At 72.2% G+C, this 14,606-nt stretch carries 12 protein-coding genes; 5 read left to right on the top strand and 7 right to left on the bottom strand.

Annotated elements, in window-relative coordinates:
* Positions 1-24: 24 nt before the first annotated feature.
* On the bottom strand, positions 25-1,506 hold the full coding sequence (locus ACTFTM_RS22215) for an aminopeptidase P family protein (RefSeq protein WP_449562412.1): 1,482 nt from the start codon (positions 1,504-1,506) through the stop codon (positions 25-27).
* 133 nt (positions 1,507-1,639) lie between these two features.
* On the opposite strand from ACTFTM_RS22215, the gene asnB reads away from it, so the two are divergent.
* Positions 1,640-3,601 (top strand): asparagine synthase (glutamine-hydrolyzing), encoded by a 1,962-nt coding sequence (gene asnB, locus ACTFTM_RS22210; RefSeq protein ID WP_422735861.1) that lies wholly within the window; start codon positions 1,640-1,642, stop codon positions 3,599-3,601.
* Between the two features lie 82 nt (positions 3,602-3,683).
* Here asnB and ACTFTM_RS22205 read toward each other — a convergent pair whose 3' ends face one another.
* Positions 3,684-4,832, bottom strand: a complete 1,149-nt coding sequence (locus tag ACTFTM_RS22205; protein ID WP_449562411.1) for a lytic polysaccharide monooxygenase auxiliary activity family 9 protein — start codon at positions 4,830-4,832, stop codon at positions 3,684-3,686.
* 400 nt (positions 4,833-5,232) lie between these two features.
* Between ACTFTM_RS22205 and ACTFTM_RS22200 the strand changes: the two genes are divergently transcribed.
* The 3 genes from ACTFTM_RS22200 (at position 5,233) to ACTFTM_RS22190 (ending at position 9,314) form a co-directional block, all read left to right on the top strand.
* Positions 5,233-6,369, top strand: coding sequence for an XdhC family protein (locus tag ACTFTM_RS22200; RefSeq protein ID WP_449562410.1), 1,137 nt, complete (start codon positions 5,233-5,235; stop codon positions 6,367-6,369).
* 94 nt (positions 6,370-6,463) lie between these two features.
* Positions 6,464-7,399 carry a PfkB family carbohydrate kinase gene (locus ACTFTM_RS22195; RefSeq protein ID WP_449562409.1) on the top strand — a complete coding sequence of 312 codons (936 nt, stop codon included), beginning with the start codon at positions 6,464-6,466 and terminating at the stop codon, positions 7,397-7,399.
* Positions 7,400-7,487: 88 nt separating this feature from the next.
* On the top strand, positions 7,488-9,314 hold the full coding sequence (locus tag ACTFTM_RS22190; RefSeq protein ID WP_449562408.1) for an RICIN domain-containing protein: 1,827 nt from the start codon (positions 7,488-7,490) through the stop codon (positions 9,312-9,314).
* 107 nt (positions 9,315-9,421) lie between these two features.
* On the opposite strand, the gene ACTFTM_RS22185 is transcribed toward ACTFTM_RS22190, so the two are convergent.
* Together ACTFTM_RS22185 and ACTFTM_RS22180 are read right to left on the bottom strand one after the other, a co-directional pair.
* Positions 9,422-10,252, bottom strand: coding sequence for an MBL fold metallo-hydrolase (locus ACTFTM_RS22185; protein ID WP_449562407.1), 831 nt, complete (start codon positions 10,250-10,252; stop codon positions 9,422-9,424).
* A complete protein-coding gene (locus ACTFTM_RS22180) occupies positions 10,249-10,653 on the bottom strand; it encodes a thioesterase family protein (protein ID WP_449562406.1) in 405 nt (134 codons plus the stop codon). Before ACTFTM_RS22180 ends, ACTFTM_RS22185 begins: the two co-directional genes overlap by 4 nt.
* A gap of 116 nt (positions 10,654-10,769) precedes the next feature.
* On the opposite strand from ACTFTM_RS22180, the gene ACTFTM_RS22175 reads away from it, so the two are divergent.
* Entirely contained in the window at positions 10,770-11,846 is a 1,077-nt protein-coding gene (locus ACTFTM_RS22175) for a phosphatase PAP2 family protein (RefSeq protein WP_449562405.1), read from the top strand.
* Positions 11,847-11,959: 113 nt separating this feature from the next.
* Here ACTFTM_RS22175 and ACTFTM_RS22170 read toward each other — a convergent pair whose 3' ends face one another.
* The 3 genes from ACTFTM_RS22170 to ACTFTM_RS22160 all read right to left on the bottom strand — a co-directional run bounded on the left by ACTFTM_RS22170 (position 11,960) and on the right by ACTFTM_RS22160 (position 14,600).
* On the bottom strand, positions 11,960-13,507 hold the full coding sequence (locus tag ACTFTM_RS22170; RefSeq protein WP_449562404.1) for a PH domain-containing protein: 1,548 nt from the start codon (positions 13,505-13,507) through the stop codon (positions 11,960-11,962).
* Positions 13,508-13,550: 43 nt separating this feature from the next.
* Positions 13,551-14,135, bottom strand: a complete 585-nt coding sequence (locus ACTFTM_RS22165) for a PH domain-containing protein (RefSeq protein WP_449566696.1) — start codon at positions 14,133-14,135, stop codon at positions 13,551-13,553.
* A 234-nt stretch (positions 14,136-14,369) separates the two neighbouring features.
* A complete protein-coding gene (locus tag ACTFTM_RS22160; RefSeq protein WP_449562403.1) occupies positions 14,370-14,600 on the bottom strand; it encodes a hypothetical protein in 231 nt (76 codons plus the stop codon).
* Positions 14,601-14,606 lie beyond the last annotated feature (6 nt).

The following is a 14,606-nucleotide window of genomic DNA, read 5'->3' as shown; positions in this document are numbered from 1 at the left end:
CGGCCCGCGGGTCGTGCGTGTGTGTCAGCCGGGCAGGCGAGGGCCCGCCTCGCGCTGCTCGGCCAGCCAGGTCTCCACCTCGTCGGAGGTGCGTGGCAGGCCGGCCGACAGGTTCACCGCGCCGGTCGCGGTGACCAGGACGTCGTCCTCGATGCGGATGCCGATGCCGCGCAGCTCGGCCGGGACCAGCTCGTCCTCCGGCTGGAAGTACAGCCCGGGCTCGACGGTGAGCACGTAGCCCTCGCCCAGCGCGCCGTCGCGGTACGTTTCCTTGCGGGCGTTCGAGCAGTCGTGCACGTCGATGCCGAGCATGTGACCGAAGCCGTGCAGCGTCCAGCGCCGGTAGACCGAGGACTTCTCGTCCATCGCCTCGTCCACGCTCACGGGCAGCAGGCCCAGGTCGGACAGGCCCTCGGCGAGCACCCGCATGCAGGTCAGGTGGACGTCCTTGAACTTCACGCCGGGGCGGATGGCATCCATGCCGGCCTGCTGCGAGGCGTACACGATGTCGTAGACCTGGCGTTGCAGGGCGGTGAACCGGCCGTCGACCGGCAGCACCCGGGTCACGTCGGCGGTGTAGAGGTTGCGCCCCTCGACCCCCATGTCCATGAGCAGCAGGTCACCCGGGCGGGTGGCGCCGTGGTTGTGCACCCAGTGCAGGATCGTGGCGTGCTCGCCCGCGCCGACGATCGAGCCGTACCCGACGTCGTTGCCGTCGTGGCGCGCACGCAGCGCGAAGATGCCCTCCAGCAGCCGCTCGGAGACGGCCCGGTCGGCCGGCAGGACACGGGCCACGTCCTCGAAGCCGCGAACGGTGGCGTCGATCGCGTCCTGGAGTTGGCCGATCTCCCACTCGTCCTTGACCAGCTTCATCTCCGAGATGGCGATGGCCAGCTCCCGGTCGCGGGCCGGCTGCCCCTCGGCGCGCGGCCCGTCGTAGGGGCGCACGGCCGCGTCCACCTGGGCGTCGAAACCGCGCAACACCCGGGTACGCCCCGGAGCGAGGTCGGCCAGCGCCGCCTCCAGACCGGTCAGGTCGGCGGTGGACATGCCCAGCTCGGTCGACTTCTCCCCGAGGGTGTGCCGCCGGCCCACCCACAGCTCACCGTGCCGGCTGCGGAAGAACTCGTCGGTCTCGCGCGACGAGCGGGGCCGCATGTACAGGGTCGCGTCGTGGCCCGAGCCGTTCGGGCGCAGCACCAGCACGCTGTCCGGGTCGTGGTCACCGGTCAGGTACGCGAAGTCGCTGCCCGGCCGGAACGGGTACGCGGTGTCGTTGGCGCGGACCTTCTCGCCGCCGGTCGGGATGACAAGCGTCTCGCCGGGGAAGGCGGCGGAGAGCGCGGCCCGCCGCTTGGCGTAGTTGGGGGCCTCGGGACGCGGCGTGACCGGGAGTTCGGTGTCGCGCCAGCCCTGCCGCATGAACGACAGGAACGCCTCCGGGAAGTCCGGATCGTGCGATTCCGTGCCGTCTGTCGGCGTGCCGTCGGTGCGTTCCTCGGTCATAGCGCCGCTCCCTTCCGCTCGTGGCTGGTCCCGACGGTACCGCGCGCCCGGTTCGCGGTGGTGGGGGCCGGGAGCGCCCCCGAACGACGGACGGCTGCGACGGGCCGACGGAGCGCGTGGAAAGATGACGACCATGTGCGGACTCCTGGCCTTCTTCAGCGCGAACGGCAACGCCGCAGCGCACCGCGACCACATCGCCGGAGCATTGGAATGCCTGCACCACCGCGGCCCGGACGAGACAGGGGTCGAGGTGGTCGGCGACGCGTCCGGCCGGTACGCGGACGGAGTGTTCGCCCACAAGCGGCTCGCCATCATCGACGTCGCGTCGAGCCACGAGCCGCTGCCGTACGCGAACGGCCGTTACCTGCTGACCTTCAACGGTGAGATCTACAACTACATCGAGCTGCGCGACGAGCTGATCCGGGACTTCGGGGCGCAGTTCGCCACCGCTGGTGACGGCGAGGTGATCGTCGCCGGTTACCACTACTGGGGCGAGCAGGTGCTCACCCGACTGCGCGGCATGTTCGCCTTCGTCATCTGGGACCGGCAGGAGCGGCGCGCGTTCGGCGCCCGCGACTACTTCGGCATCAAGCCGCTGCACTACCTGGAGACCGCCGACGGCCTCTACCTGGCCTCGGAGAAGAAGGCGCTGCTGCCGTTCGCGCACAGCAACTACCAGGGCGACGCGGGCGTGGACGCGGCCAACCTGAGCCACTACCTGACCCTGCAGTACGTGCCGGAGCCCGGCACGCTGCACAAGGGCATCAGCCGGATCGGCTCGGGCGAGTACCTGACCTGGACCCCGGGCGGGCGGATCGACGTACGCCGGTGGTACCGGCCGGTGTTCCGGCCCGCGCCGGTCGACGACGAGCAGAAGCTCTACCACGAGATCCGCGAGACGCTGCGCGAGAGCGTACGCATGCACATGCGCTCCGACGTGCCGGTCGGGTCGTTCCTGTCCAGCGGCATCGACTCGACCGCCGTGGTCGCGCTGGCCCGCGAGTTCAACCCGAACATTCTGACCTTCACCGTCGGCTACGACGTTCCGGGTTACTCCGAGATCGACGTGGCCCAGGACTCGGCGCGGCACCTGGACGTCACCACCATCCCCACCAAGATCGGTCCGCAGGACATGATCGACGCGCTGCCGAAGATCGTCTGGCACCTGGACGACCCGGTGGCCGACCCGGCGCTGGTGCCGCTGTACTTCGTGGCGAAGAAGGCCGCCGAGCACGTCACGGTGGTGCTCTCCGGTGAGGGGGCCGACGAGTTCTTCGGCGGTTACACGATCTACCGGGAGCCGCTGTCGCTGGGCGCCGTCAACGGTCTGCCCGGTGGCGTGCAGAAGGGCCTGCGCGCGGTCTCCAAGGCCATCCCGCAGGGCGTCAAGGGCAAGAGCTTCCTGGAGCGCGGCACCACGCCGATCGAGGAGCGCTACTACGGCAACGCCCGGATGTTCACCGAGGAGGAGAAGCAGCACCTGCTGCGTCGCTACGACCCTTCGGTGCGCTACACCGACGTGACCGCCCCGATCTACGCCGAGTGCACCGAGCTGGACGACGTCACCAAGATGCAGTACGTCGACCTCTACACCTGGCTGCGCGGCGACATCCTGGTCAAGGCCGACCGGATCTCGATGTCACACTCGCTGGAGGTGCGGGTGCCGTTCCTCGACCGCGAGGTGTTCGACGTCGCCGCGAAGATCCCGGTGGACCTGAAGCTGCCGCCGCGCTCCGACGCCACCAAGTACGCGATGCGTCAGGCGTTGCAGGGTGTCGTCCCGCCGGCGATCGTCAATCGGAAGAAGCTGGGCTTCCCGACCCCGACCCGGGTCTGGCTGCGCGGCGAGATGTACGAGTGGGCCCGCCACGTGCTGAGCACCTCGGGCGCGGGTGACCTGCTCGACCTGTCGTACGCGCTGCGGCTGCTCGACGAGCACAAGCGGGAGGAGTTCGACCACTCCCGCAAGGTGTGGACGGTGCTGATCTTCTGCATCTGGCACGCCATCTTCGTGGCCAAGACGCTTGACCCGGGCATCCAGCGCAACCAGTCGGCCCTGCTGACGAAGCCGGTGGTCGGCTCCATGGTCCGCTGACCCGAGGCCCTGTCGATCAAGAGGTTTGCGTCACCGGAAGCGCTCCGGATGACGCAAACCTCTTGATCATTTCAGGGGTACCTCAGCGACGGGCGCAGGTGACCGTCGGGAGGCTGTTCGTTCCTGTGCTGCTCGCCAGGAAGCCGAACGTCGTCGTGCCCTCCGGCGCGACCGTGCCGTTGTACGAGACGTTCGTCGCGGTCACCGAGGCGCCGGACGTCGTCTGTGTGGCACTCCAGATCTGGTTGATCACTTGTCCGCTGGGCCAGGTCCAGCTCGCGGTCCAGCCGGAGAACGGCGTACTGCCGTGGTTCATGATCGTGACTTCGCCCTGGAATCCGCCCTGCCAGGTGCTGGTCACCTTGTAGACCGCCATGCAGTCACCGGTCGGCGCCGGCGTGGTCGGCGGCGGGGTGGTCGGCGGAGGCGTGGTGGGCGGAGGCGTGGTGGGCGGGGGAGTCGTCGGCGGGGGAGTGGTCGGCGGCGGGGTCGTGGGCGGCGGGGTGGTCGGGTTCGACCCGCCCGGACCCACGCCGGTCACCTGGCCGCTGCCACCGTCGAAGGTCACGTCGGAGCAGCCGAAGAAGTTCTCCTGCGAGTCCGAACGCACCCAGCGGGAGTAGATGATGTGCCGGCCGCTCTTGCCCGACGGCAGGTTGCCGCTGAAGTAGTAGTGACCGTCGTTGGTGCCGACCGCGCCGCGCTGCGGCGGGTTGGTCACCGTCAGGAACGGCTGCGTCTCCAGGTCACTCCAGGCCAGCGCACGGGTCGGGCTCCAGCTGTCCTTCGTCACGTAGAAGTAGAAGGTGCCCGGGTGGTGCGCCCAGTTGCTGTACCGGAAGTCCAACCGCGCGCCGGAGGTCAGGTGGGTCAGCGGCCAGTCGGTGCGGGGCAGGTCGTAGCCCCGGTAGCCGGTGTTGCCACCGCTGCACAGCTGGCCGTCCGGGATGAAGCCGGTGGTACGGCCACCGGCGTCGGAGCGCAGCACGCTGAACCAGTTGTAGAGCGAGTTCGTGCCGCTCTGCGCCACGGCGGCGGCACACGCCGGGTTGTTCGGCCTGATCTCGCCGGTCTGGCTCATGCCGTCCTGCCAGCAGAGGTAGGTGCGGGCGCCCGGCGTCATCGCCGCGCCGTGCGCGGCCGCCGGTTGTGGACTGGACGCCAGGGCGACGGCGCCCAGCGCAAAGGTCAGGGCCGCGGTGAGCACTGCGGCCGTACGGGAACGGTTCACGGGTTCTCCTGACTCGCGAGGCGTGCCGCCCGAGCCGCCCCGCAGCAAGCGGATACGACGATCACCCTGGCGCGCTCCGGCAGAAGACGGGCCGGCGGACGCGCGCCATCGACGGTCCTGTCCAGGACCGGTGTGCCCTCGCGTCCAACAACCCGGCAACCGGCGGCGCGGCAGCCCTCGCACCGCCCGGTACGCGTCATCCCACCACGGCATCCGCCGCCGACGCAATAGTCGTTCCTCGATGTGTCAAACACGGCTGGGCTGTGCCGGCTCCGGCGACTCCCGATCGAGCCGGCCTCCGCTCTCCTATAGTGATGCTCTGATCACTCATGGTGGCGAGGGCTGTCCGCGCGGTTCCGCGCCGGCCCCGGCGTCGCGCAGGCGAAGGAGGCGGCAGCGCGTGCCCGACGTGTTCGACGAGCTGCGCCGCCGCTGCCGGACCGGCGAACGGGTCGCCCTGGCCACCGTGGTCGCCACCTGGCGTTCCGCGCCGCAGCCGCCCGGCGCCGCCATGCTCGTCGCCGCCGACGGGACGGTCACCGGCAGCGTCTCCGGCGGCTGCGTGGAGGCGGACCTCTACGAGCGGGCCCGCCACGTGCTCGACACCGGCGTACCGGAGCTGGTCCGCTACGGCGTCAGCGACGACGAGGCGTACGCCGTGGGCCTGACCTGCGGCGGCATGCTGGACGTCTTCGTGCAGCGGTTCGACGGCGACGCCCTGGCGCAGCTCGACCTGGTCGCCGCCGCGCGGCAGGCCGGTGAGCCGGCCGCGGTCATCACGTGTGTGGCCGCCGACGCCGGTGACACGTCCGACCCGGCGGGGCGGCTGGGTCGCCGGCTGGCGCTGACCGGGCGGCAGGTGACGGGCTCACTCGGCGACGACCGGCTGGACGACGCCGTGTCCGCCGACGCGCTCGGGCTGCTCGCGGCCGGGCACAGCGGCGTCCTTGAGTACGGCTACCAGGGGCAGCGCCGGGGCAGCGGCCTCAGTCTCTTCGTGGCCGCGTACGCCACCGCGCCCCGGATGATCGTCTTCGGGGCGATCGACTTCGCGGCGGCGGTGGCCCGCATCGGCGCGTTCCTCGGTTACCGGGTGACCGTCTGCGACGCCCGGCCCGTGTTCGCCACCGCACGGCGTTTCCCCGAGGCGCACGAGGTGGTGGTGCGGTGGCCGCACCGCTACCTGCGGGACGAGGTCGACGCCGGCCGGGTCGACGGGCGCACGGTCGTCTGCGTGCTCACCCACGACCCGAGGTTCGACGTGCCGCTGCTGGCACTGGCCCTGCGCCAACCCCTGGCGTACGTGGGCGCGATGGGGTCGCGGCGTACCCACGACGAACGGCACAAGCTGCTGCGCGAGGCGGGGCTCAGCGCCGAACAACTCGGTCGGTTGGCCTCACCGATCGGGCTGGACCTCGGTGGTCGTACCCCCGAGGAGACCGCGGTCAGCGTGGCCGCGCAGATCGTCGCCGCCCGGTGGGGCGGCACCGGCCGCCCGCTGGCCGCGCTCGACGGACCGATCCACCACCCGGGCTGATCGCGGCGCTGCGCCTTCGCCGCCCACCAGGGCGTGCGCTGTGCCAGCCTGGTGCCAGACGGCCGTCGCGGCCGCCGACGACGAGGGGGCTCCGATGGGGTACGCGCTGGTGCTCGGCGAGGCGCTCGTCGACCTGCTCGACGGCGACGTCGACGGGGAGCGGGTCTACCGGCAGGCCATCGGTGGCGGCCCGCTCAACGTCGCCGTCGGGGTGACCCGTCTCGGCGGGGCGGCGGAGTTCGTCGGCTCGCTCGGTGACGACGTGCTGGGCGGGCGGATCCGTGCCTTCCTGGGCGAGGTCGGCGTCGGCCTGGCGGGTGCGGTCACGGTGTCCGCGCCGACGACGCTCGCGGTGGTCACGTACGCCGGAGCGGAGCCGGATTTCCGCTTCTACGGCGAGCCGCCCTCCTACGGTCTGCTCGGCCCGGACGACCTGGACCTGGCGCTGACGGAGGGCGCCGACGTGCTGTACTGCGGCTCGATCGTGCTGCTCGAGCCGGGCCCGCTGGCCGCCGCCCGCCGGGCCTGGTCGCTCGCCACCGGTCTGCGGGTCCTCGACCCGAACGTCCGCCCGCGGCTGCTCGACGGGCCGACCGCGCTGAACGGGTTGCGGCAGGTGGTGGCGGAGTTCGCCGCGGGCGCGCACCTGGTCAAGTTGAGTACCGCCGACGCCGCGCTGCTCTATCCGGGCGAGCCGGTCGAGGGGGTGGCCGCCTACCTGCGGGAGTTGGGCGCGTCCACCGTGGTGGTGACGCTCGGGGCGGCGGGCGCGGTGCTGGCCGCCGCCGAGGCCGACCCGGTGCGGGTGCCGGCGCCGAAGGTGAACGCCATCGACGCCACCGGCGCCGGCGACTCGGTCATGGCCGCGCTCATCGCCGATCTGCTGCGCGACGGCGAGCCGTCCGATCCGGCGGGCTGGGTCGATTCGGTGGCGTTCGCGCTGCGGGTCGCCGGCCTGGTCTGCGAGTCGCCGGGCGGGGCCACCGCCATGCCCACCCGCGCCGACGTCGAACGCCGCTTCGGCGTTTGAGGACGGGTGACGGCTGGTTGACGTCCCTGTTATGTGAACGTTAACATCGGCGTCTGCCTATTTCCTGCGTGTTATCCGGGAGACTCCGATGAGACTCGTCTCGGTACCACCGACATTCCGCCGCCTCGCCGCCGTGCTGGTCGTCGCCCTGATCGCCGTGGGCGGCGTCGCCGCCAGAGCGCCGGAGCCGGCGCACGCCTGGGACAACGGAACGGCCAGCACCCCGCCGATGGGGTGGAACAGCTACGACTCGTTCAACTGGAGCGTCACCGAGGCCGACGTACGGGCCAACGCCGACTACATGGCCACCAACCTGCGGCAGTTCGGCTGGCAGTACATCGTGATCGACTGGGCCTGGTACTACCCCGGGCGGCACAACAACAGCCCCAACCAGGACTCCAACCTGCAACCCCGGCTCCGCATGGACGGCAACGGCCGGCTGCTGCCCGACACCACCCGGTTCCCCTCCGCCACCGGCAACAACGGGTTCAAGCCGCTCGCCGACTACATCCACGCCCAGGGCCTGAAGGTCGGGATCCACCTGATGCGGGGCATCCCCCGCCAGGCGGTGGCCGACAACGTCCCGATCTCGGGCACCAGCTGCCGCGCCAACCAGATCAACAACAGCACCACCGCGGCCTGGCTCAACCTCATGTGGGGCCTGAACATGTCCAACCCCTGCGCGCAGAGCTACCTGGACTCGGTGTTCCAACTGCTGGCGTCCTGGGGGATCGACTTCGTGAAGGTGGACGACATCGCCGCGCCGACCTACCGGCAGGCGGAGATCGAGGGCTACAAACTGGCCATCCAGCGCAGCGGCCGGCCGATGGTGCTGAGCCTGTCGCCCGGCGCGACCCCGTTGGCCAGTGGCAGCCACGTCCAGGCCAACGCGCACATGTGGCGGATCGTCAACGACCTGTGGGACAACTGGTCGTCCGTCGACGCCCTCTTCGACCAACTCCGCAACTGGACCCCGTACCGCGCCACCGGCGCCTGGCCCGACCCGGACATGATCCCCATCGGCCGACTGTCGAAGTACGGGCCGGTCGGATCAGCCCGCTACTCCAACCTGAGCGCGGACGAGCAGCGCACCCTGATGACGCTCTGGGCGATCAACCGCGCGCCGCTGATGTGGGGCGGCAACCTGGTCGAGAACCGCGCCTCGGAGCTGGCGTTGATGACCAATGCCGCCGTGCTCGCCGTCGACCAGAACAGCGCCAACAACCGTCAGCTCACCGGCGGCACCCGGCAGGCGTGGACCGCCGACGTGCCGGGCAGCACCGACCGCTACCTCGCCCTGTTCAACCGCGAGAGCGGCACGGCGAACGTCTCGGTCAACCTGGCCGACCTCGGGATCGGATCGGCCACCGTGACCGACCTGTGGTCCGGCGCGGCCCTGGGCACGGTGACCGGGACCCTCACCCGGTCGCTCCCGGCCCACGGCGCCGGGCTGTACCGGCTGACCCCGGGAAGCACCGTGCCCGTACCGACCGCGTACACCCTCGCCGCCCAGCACAGCGGGAAGCTGCTGGACGTCTCCAACAACGCCACGAACGACGGCGCCGACATCGTGCAGTGGAGCGCGAACGGGCAGGCCAACCAGCGGTGGCGCTTCCAGGACGCCGGTAACGGCTACCAGACGGTGGTCAGCGCGCACAGCGGCAAGTGCCTCGACGTGTACGGCGGCGCGAGCGCAACCGGCGACGGCGTCCGGGTCACCCAGTGGACCTGCAACGGCGGCACCAACCAGCAGTGGCGCGTCCAGGACCAAGGCACCGGCGCAGTACAGCTGGTAGCAAGGCACAGCAACAAGTGCCTGACCATCCTCAACGCCGCCACCACCGACGGCGCCCGAGCAGTCCAATCCACCTGCACCACCGCCACCAACCAACAGTGGCGCCGCACCGCGGTCTAGCTCTCCGCCCCTTTTCCGCGCCGATCTTGCACTTTCTGTTGACAACATGTCCCTTATTCAGGGCTATGTCGGCGCAGGAAGTGCAAGATCGGCGCGGGTTTGAGGGGTCAGGCTTCGCCGTTCAGCTCGGCGTAGCCGCGACGGGCGGCGATCAGGGCCGCCCGGGCGCCGAAGGGCGCCTCGGCGGCCACCCGCTCCGGCGGCGCGCTGCCGGTGTGCGCGGCCCGGATCAGCCAGGCCAGCCGTACCAGCTCGGCGTGCTGGGCGCGGACGAACCCGACGTCCACCGGATCACCGTGCCCCGGCACGACGACCGTGCCCGGCGTCGTCAGCCGCAGCAGGTCCGCGACCGCGTCCGGCCACTGCAGGGGGTACGAGTCCTCGAAGGCGGGCGGGCCGCTCTGCTCCACCAGGTCGCCGGCGACGAGCACGTCCGCGTCGGGCACGTGCGCCACGAGGTCGGCCTCGGTGTGCCCGCGCCCCGGGTGCCGCAGCACCACCCGCCGGCCGCCCAGGTCGAGCGCCGTCTCCGTGTGCACGGTGTGCGTCGGCGCCAGCAGCGGGGTGTCGGCCAGGTCCGCCGCCAGCTCCGGGTGTTCCGCGCGCACCTCGTCGTACGCCTCGCGGCGCAGCCGCTCCGGGTCATCGCGCAGAGCGGCGGCGGCCCGTTCGTGCGCGTACACCGGGCGGGCGGGGTCGCCGGCCAGGACGGCGTTGCCGAAGCAGTGGTCGTAGTGGTGGTGCGTGTTGACCAGGGTCAACGGCCGGTCGGTGATCGCCCGGACGGCCGCGGCCAGCTCGGTGGCCTGCCCCGCCGAGGAGAGCGTGTCCACCAGCAGCGCGCCGTCGTCGCCGACGACGAGCGTGACGTTGACCCGCAGCAGGGGCTCGACACGCACGTACACCCGGTCGGCGACCTCGACGAACCCGCCGCTCACGACGCCCGCCCGGCCCGGTCGACGAAGCGTTGCCGGTCCACCACGAGCCGGTCCACCCTGCCCCGGGCCACCGTCTGGTCGCCGTCGGCGACGCTGACCTCGAACGACAACCGGCGACCGTCGACGGTCGTCAGCAGCGCCTGCGCCCGTACCGTGCGGCCCACCACCGTCGGCGCGAGATGTTCCAACTCGACCCGGGTGCCGACCGTCGTCGACCCGGGCGACATCGCGCTGGCCGTGGCCGCGACGGTGGCCGCCTCCGCGAGCGCGAGCGCCCGGGGCGTGCCCAGCACCGGTACGTCCCCCGAACCGACCGCCTGGGCGGTGTCCGCGTCGGTGACGGTCAGCTCGACCTGGGCGGTCAGACCCGGCGCGAGGGCCGGCTCGGGCTGCTCCTGCATGGTCGTCAGCCTAGGTGCTCGGAGATCCCGTCGAGCACGCGCCCGGCGATCCCGGTCCCGCCCTGCCGGGTGGTACCCGTCGGTCGATGCCGTAGCCGTCGTTAACCTTGACCGCGATGGCCGTCGTGACTGACCCCCAGCCCCCCGCCCGGACCGACCCGCCCGCGTCCCCGGAAGCGGGCCGTCGGCGCATCGTCGCCATGACGATCTGGGCGGTCGCCTTCGTCGCCGCGTGGCTCGGCATCGGGCTGCCCACCGACCCGGCGTACGCCTTCGTGTGGATCTGGCTCGGAACCATCGCCTGGAACAGCGACCGCCCCTGGCGCAGCCACCTGCGCTTCGCCCGGGACTGGGTGCCGGTGGTGCTGCTGCTGGCCGCGTACAACCTCTCGCGCGGGTTCGCCGACAACGGCGCGACCCCGCACGCCATGGAGCTGATCGTCGCCGACCGGTTCATGTTCGGCTGGGCCACCGGCGGGGAGGTGCCCACCGTCTGGTTGCAGGAGCACCTCTACCGCCCGCAGGTGCACTGGTGGGACATCGCGGCGAGCTGGGTGTACTTCTCGCACTTCGTGGTGGCGCTGGCCGCCGCCGCCGTGCTCTGGCTACGCGACCGCCACCGCTGGGCCGCCTACATGCGGCGCTGGGGTTTCCTGTGCGCCGCCGGCCTGGCCACCTACTTCATCTACCCGGCCGCCCCGCCGTGGTGGGCCGCCCAGAACGGCCTGCTCACCGAGGTCGCCCGGATCTCCACCCGGGGTTGGAAGGCGTTCGGCATGCACGGCGCCGGCAACGTGCTCAACGCCGGCCAGATCGCCTCGAACCCGGTCGCCGCGATGCCGTCGCTGCACACCGCGTGGGCGTTGTTCGTGGTGCTGTTCTTCCTGCACACCACCCGCCGGCGGTGGTGGCCACTGCTGCTCGCGTACCCCCTGGCGATGACCTTCACGCTGGTCTACTCCGGCGAGCACTACGTGATCGACGTGCTGGTGGGCTGGACGTACGTCGGGCTGACCTACCTGGTCGTCGGCCTGGCCGAACGTGCCTGGAGGTCGCTGCGCGCCCGCCACCCGAAGGCCGGAACGCAACCGCCCCCCGACCCCGCCGACCCCCCGGCCAACCAGCCCGATCCCCCGACCCCCCGGGAACCGGACAGCACCACCACCCACCACGCGGTCCCCGCCGACCACTGACCCCCACCCCGACCCAACCCGGCCCGACCCCGTTGATCATGAAGTTATCGCCCCGACACGCCATGCGGGAGGGCGCTAACCTCATGATCAACGCGAGGTGGGGTGGGTCGGGGTTAGGGGGTGGGGCGGCGGGCCTGGTGGGCTCTGCGGGTCAGGTCGGCCGCCAGGGCCCAGGCCTCGGCGAGGTCGCGGTCCTGGGCCGCCGCGCCCGAGCCGCCGGCCGTGTCCGCGTACACGGTCGCGAGCCGCAGCCGGCGCTGCACCGGCCCCTGTACGACGCGCACGCTCTGGATCCGGGCGTACGGCACGATCGCCAACTGTCGGGTGAGCAGCCCGGAGCGGGTGGCGAAGACCCGGTCGAACAGGCCCGCGCCCAGCGCGCCGCGTCCGAGCGGGTGCAGCCAGCGCGTCCGGGGCGGTGGCGGACTCAGCGTCAGCGCGTCCAGGCGTACGCCGGGCAGCACCTCGCCGACGATCATCGTGGCGGTCGGCAGGTCACCCACCGGCAGCAGCCGGTCCGGGCGGTTGCGGTCGTCGGCCTCCGCGACCGAGTAGCCGGCCACCTCCAACCGCAGGCGCAGCCAGTCGTTGACCCGCCACAGCAGCGGCCAGGTGGCCCGCACGGTCTGGACCCGATCCAGCGGCACGGTCTGCGCGCGGGTCTCCAGGAGGCCGTTGTGCACGCGCAGGGTGTGGCCGTCGCGGGCCAGCCGGAAGTTCCAGTCGTCGAGGACCCGGCGGATCGGCTGGAGGAGCACACCGGCCATCGCGGTGAGCGTGCTCGCCACCGCGATGAACGACCACGACCCGGCGGTGACGAACTGCACCACGACGAAGGCCACACCGAACGGAAGCAGGAACGCCTGCGGGGTGAGCAACTGGCTGACCAGGAGGTTCTGGTTGCGTACCGCGTGCAGCGGTCGGCCCCGTACGGCCGCCGGCGTCTCGACCTGCGTCGCGGGCGTGGTGCCGGCGGGCGGCGCCGCGCGCCCGGCGAGCGCCAGCAGCCGCTCCCGCAGGCGGGTCGCGTCGGCCACCCCGAGGTACGCCAGCGGCGCTTCGGTCTTGCCTCCGCCGACGACCTCCAGGCGCAGCTCGGCCAGGCCGGTGAGCTGGGCGAGCAGGGGCCGGACCACCTCCACGGCCTGCAACCGCTCCAGCGGGATGGCCCGGGTACGCCGCCAGAGCAGCCCCTCGTGGACCCGCAGTTCGCGGCCCACCACGTGGTAGCCGGTGTTGTACCAACTGATCACCGACAGGACGGTCGCGCCGAGCGCCAGTACCACCACCATGGCGGCGAACCAACCGAAGCCGACCCGCGACAGCGTCGACCAGGACAGCCCGGCGACAACGACGACCAACGACTTGGCGCCGTGCAGCAGCGGGCTGAGCGGGTGCAGCCGCTGTCGCGGTTCCCCGGCACCGCCGCTTCCGGGGGCCGGCCAGGGCTGGACCGCCCCGGACGGGCCGGCCGAATAATCTGGCCCGACCGGATACGGCGAACCGGCGGCATGCGGCGGCCCGACCGGATACGGCGTCCCGCCGGCATCCGGGGATCCCGTGTGATGCGGCGGCGCACCGGCGTACGGCGGCCCGGCAGGGGGCGCGCTGCCGTCGGAGGGCGGCCTTACCGTGCCCGGCTCGACGGGGATCTCGCTCATCGGGCCGGCGTCCGGTGGCGTCGGCGGTCGCCCGCGTGGGTCGTCACAGCCCCTCCGCCCGGTCCTCACCGAGCGCGGTGAGTCGGTCGCGCAGTCGGGATGCCTCCGCCGGACGCAGGCCGGGCACCCGGGCGTCACTGGCGGCCGCCGCCGTGTGCAACTGCACGGTGGCCAGGTCGAAGGCGCGTTCCAGCGGGCCGGCGCTCACGTCGACGAACTGCATGCGGGAGTACGGGACGATGGACAGCCGCCGGACCAGCAGCCCGTGCCGTACGAGCAGGTCGTCGTCGCGCTCGGCGTAGCCCCAGGCGCGTACCGCCCGGACGATGGCCGTGGCCCGCCACGCGCCGAGCACCACCACGACGGCGAGGGCGAGCCCGAACAGCCAGTGACCGCTCAGCGCCCAGCCGACGGCCGTCACGGCCAGGCCGATGGCCACCACGACGGCGAGTCGGATCAACTCCACCCAGATCAGGTCGGTGGAGATCGGCTGCCACCGGACGGTGTCGGGCCACGGCTCCAACGGGCCGTGGGCCGACGTCCCAGGACCCGACCCGGACGGCAGGAGACCCGGAGGCGGCAGGTCGGGTGGGGGCGCGAGGGTGGCGTGGCCGGCGGACGGGGGCAGGGCGTTCGGCGGAAGGGGGGCTGGCGACGACGCGTCCGGTGGGGACGGGTCCGGGCCGAGCGTGCCGGGTGCCGGGAAAGCCCCGGGCGGCGGCGCGATGCCGGGCGGCGCCGCCGGGGTGGTCATCGGGGACGGGGCGGTGGGGCCGGGGGAGACCGGTGGGTCGGTGCGGTCCTCCGCGCTCACCGAGCAGATCCGTTCCGCGCCGCCGCGCTGCTGTGCCTCATCGCTCGCTCACACGTCGAGGGTAGGCGATCCGGACACCGGAGTGACGGTACGGAGGAAGCCACGGGCGTCCAGGAACGCTCCGAGCGTGTCCCGGTGGTCGGCGCAGGCCAGCCAGGTCTTGCGCCGATCGGCGGTGTGCAGGCGGGGGTTGTTCCACTCCAGCGCCCAGACGGCGGGGGCGCGGCAGCCTCGTGCCGAACAGACCAGGGCTTCGTCGGCGGGGGTGGGGACGCTCATCCGGGC

The sequence above is a fragment of the Micromonospora sp. RB23 genome, from assembly GCF_053585025.1.
Note: the sequence above shows the minus strand (reverse complement) of the source record. Positions and strands in the feature narration are given on the sequence as shown.

What these genes read in the sequence shown, in the direction of transcription:
- ACTFTM_RS22215 (WP_449562412.1), bottom strand. Translation starts at nt 1,506, where the DNA reads ATGACCGAGGAACGCACCGACGGCACGCCGACAGACGGCACGGAATCG.
- asnB (WP_422735861.1), top strand. Translation starts at nt 1,640, where the DNA reads ATGTGCGGACTCCTGGCCTTCTTCAGCGCGAACGGCAACGCCGCAGCG.
- ACTFTM_RS22195 (WP_449562409.1), top strand. Translation starts at nt 6,464, where the DNA reads ATGGGGTACGCGCTGGTGCTCGGCGAGGCGCTCGTCGACCTGCTCGAC.
- ACTFTM_RS22190 (WP_449562408.1), top strand. Translation starts at nt 7,488, where the DNA reads ATGAGACTCGTCTCGGTACCACCGACATTCCGCCGCCTCGCCGCCGTG.
- ACTFTM_RS22180 (WP_449562406.1), bottom strand. Translation starts at nt 10,653, where the DNA reads ATGCAGGAGCAGCCCGAGCCGGCCCTCGCGCCGGGTCTGACCGCCCAG.
- ACTFTM_RS22175 (WP_449562405.1), top strand. Translation starts at nt 10,770, where the DNA reads ATGGCCGTCGTGACTGACCCCCAGCCCCCCGCCCGGACCGACCCGCCC.
- ACTFTM_RS22170 (WP_449562404.1), bottom strand. Translation starts at nt 13,507, where the DNA reads ATGAGCGAGATCCCCGTCGAGCCGGGCACGGTAAGGCCGCCCTCCGAC.
- ACTFTM_RS22160 (WP_449562403.1), bottom strand. Translation starts at nt 14,600, where the DNA reads ATGAGCGTCCCCACCCCCGCCGACGAAGCCCTGGTCTGTTCGGCACGA.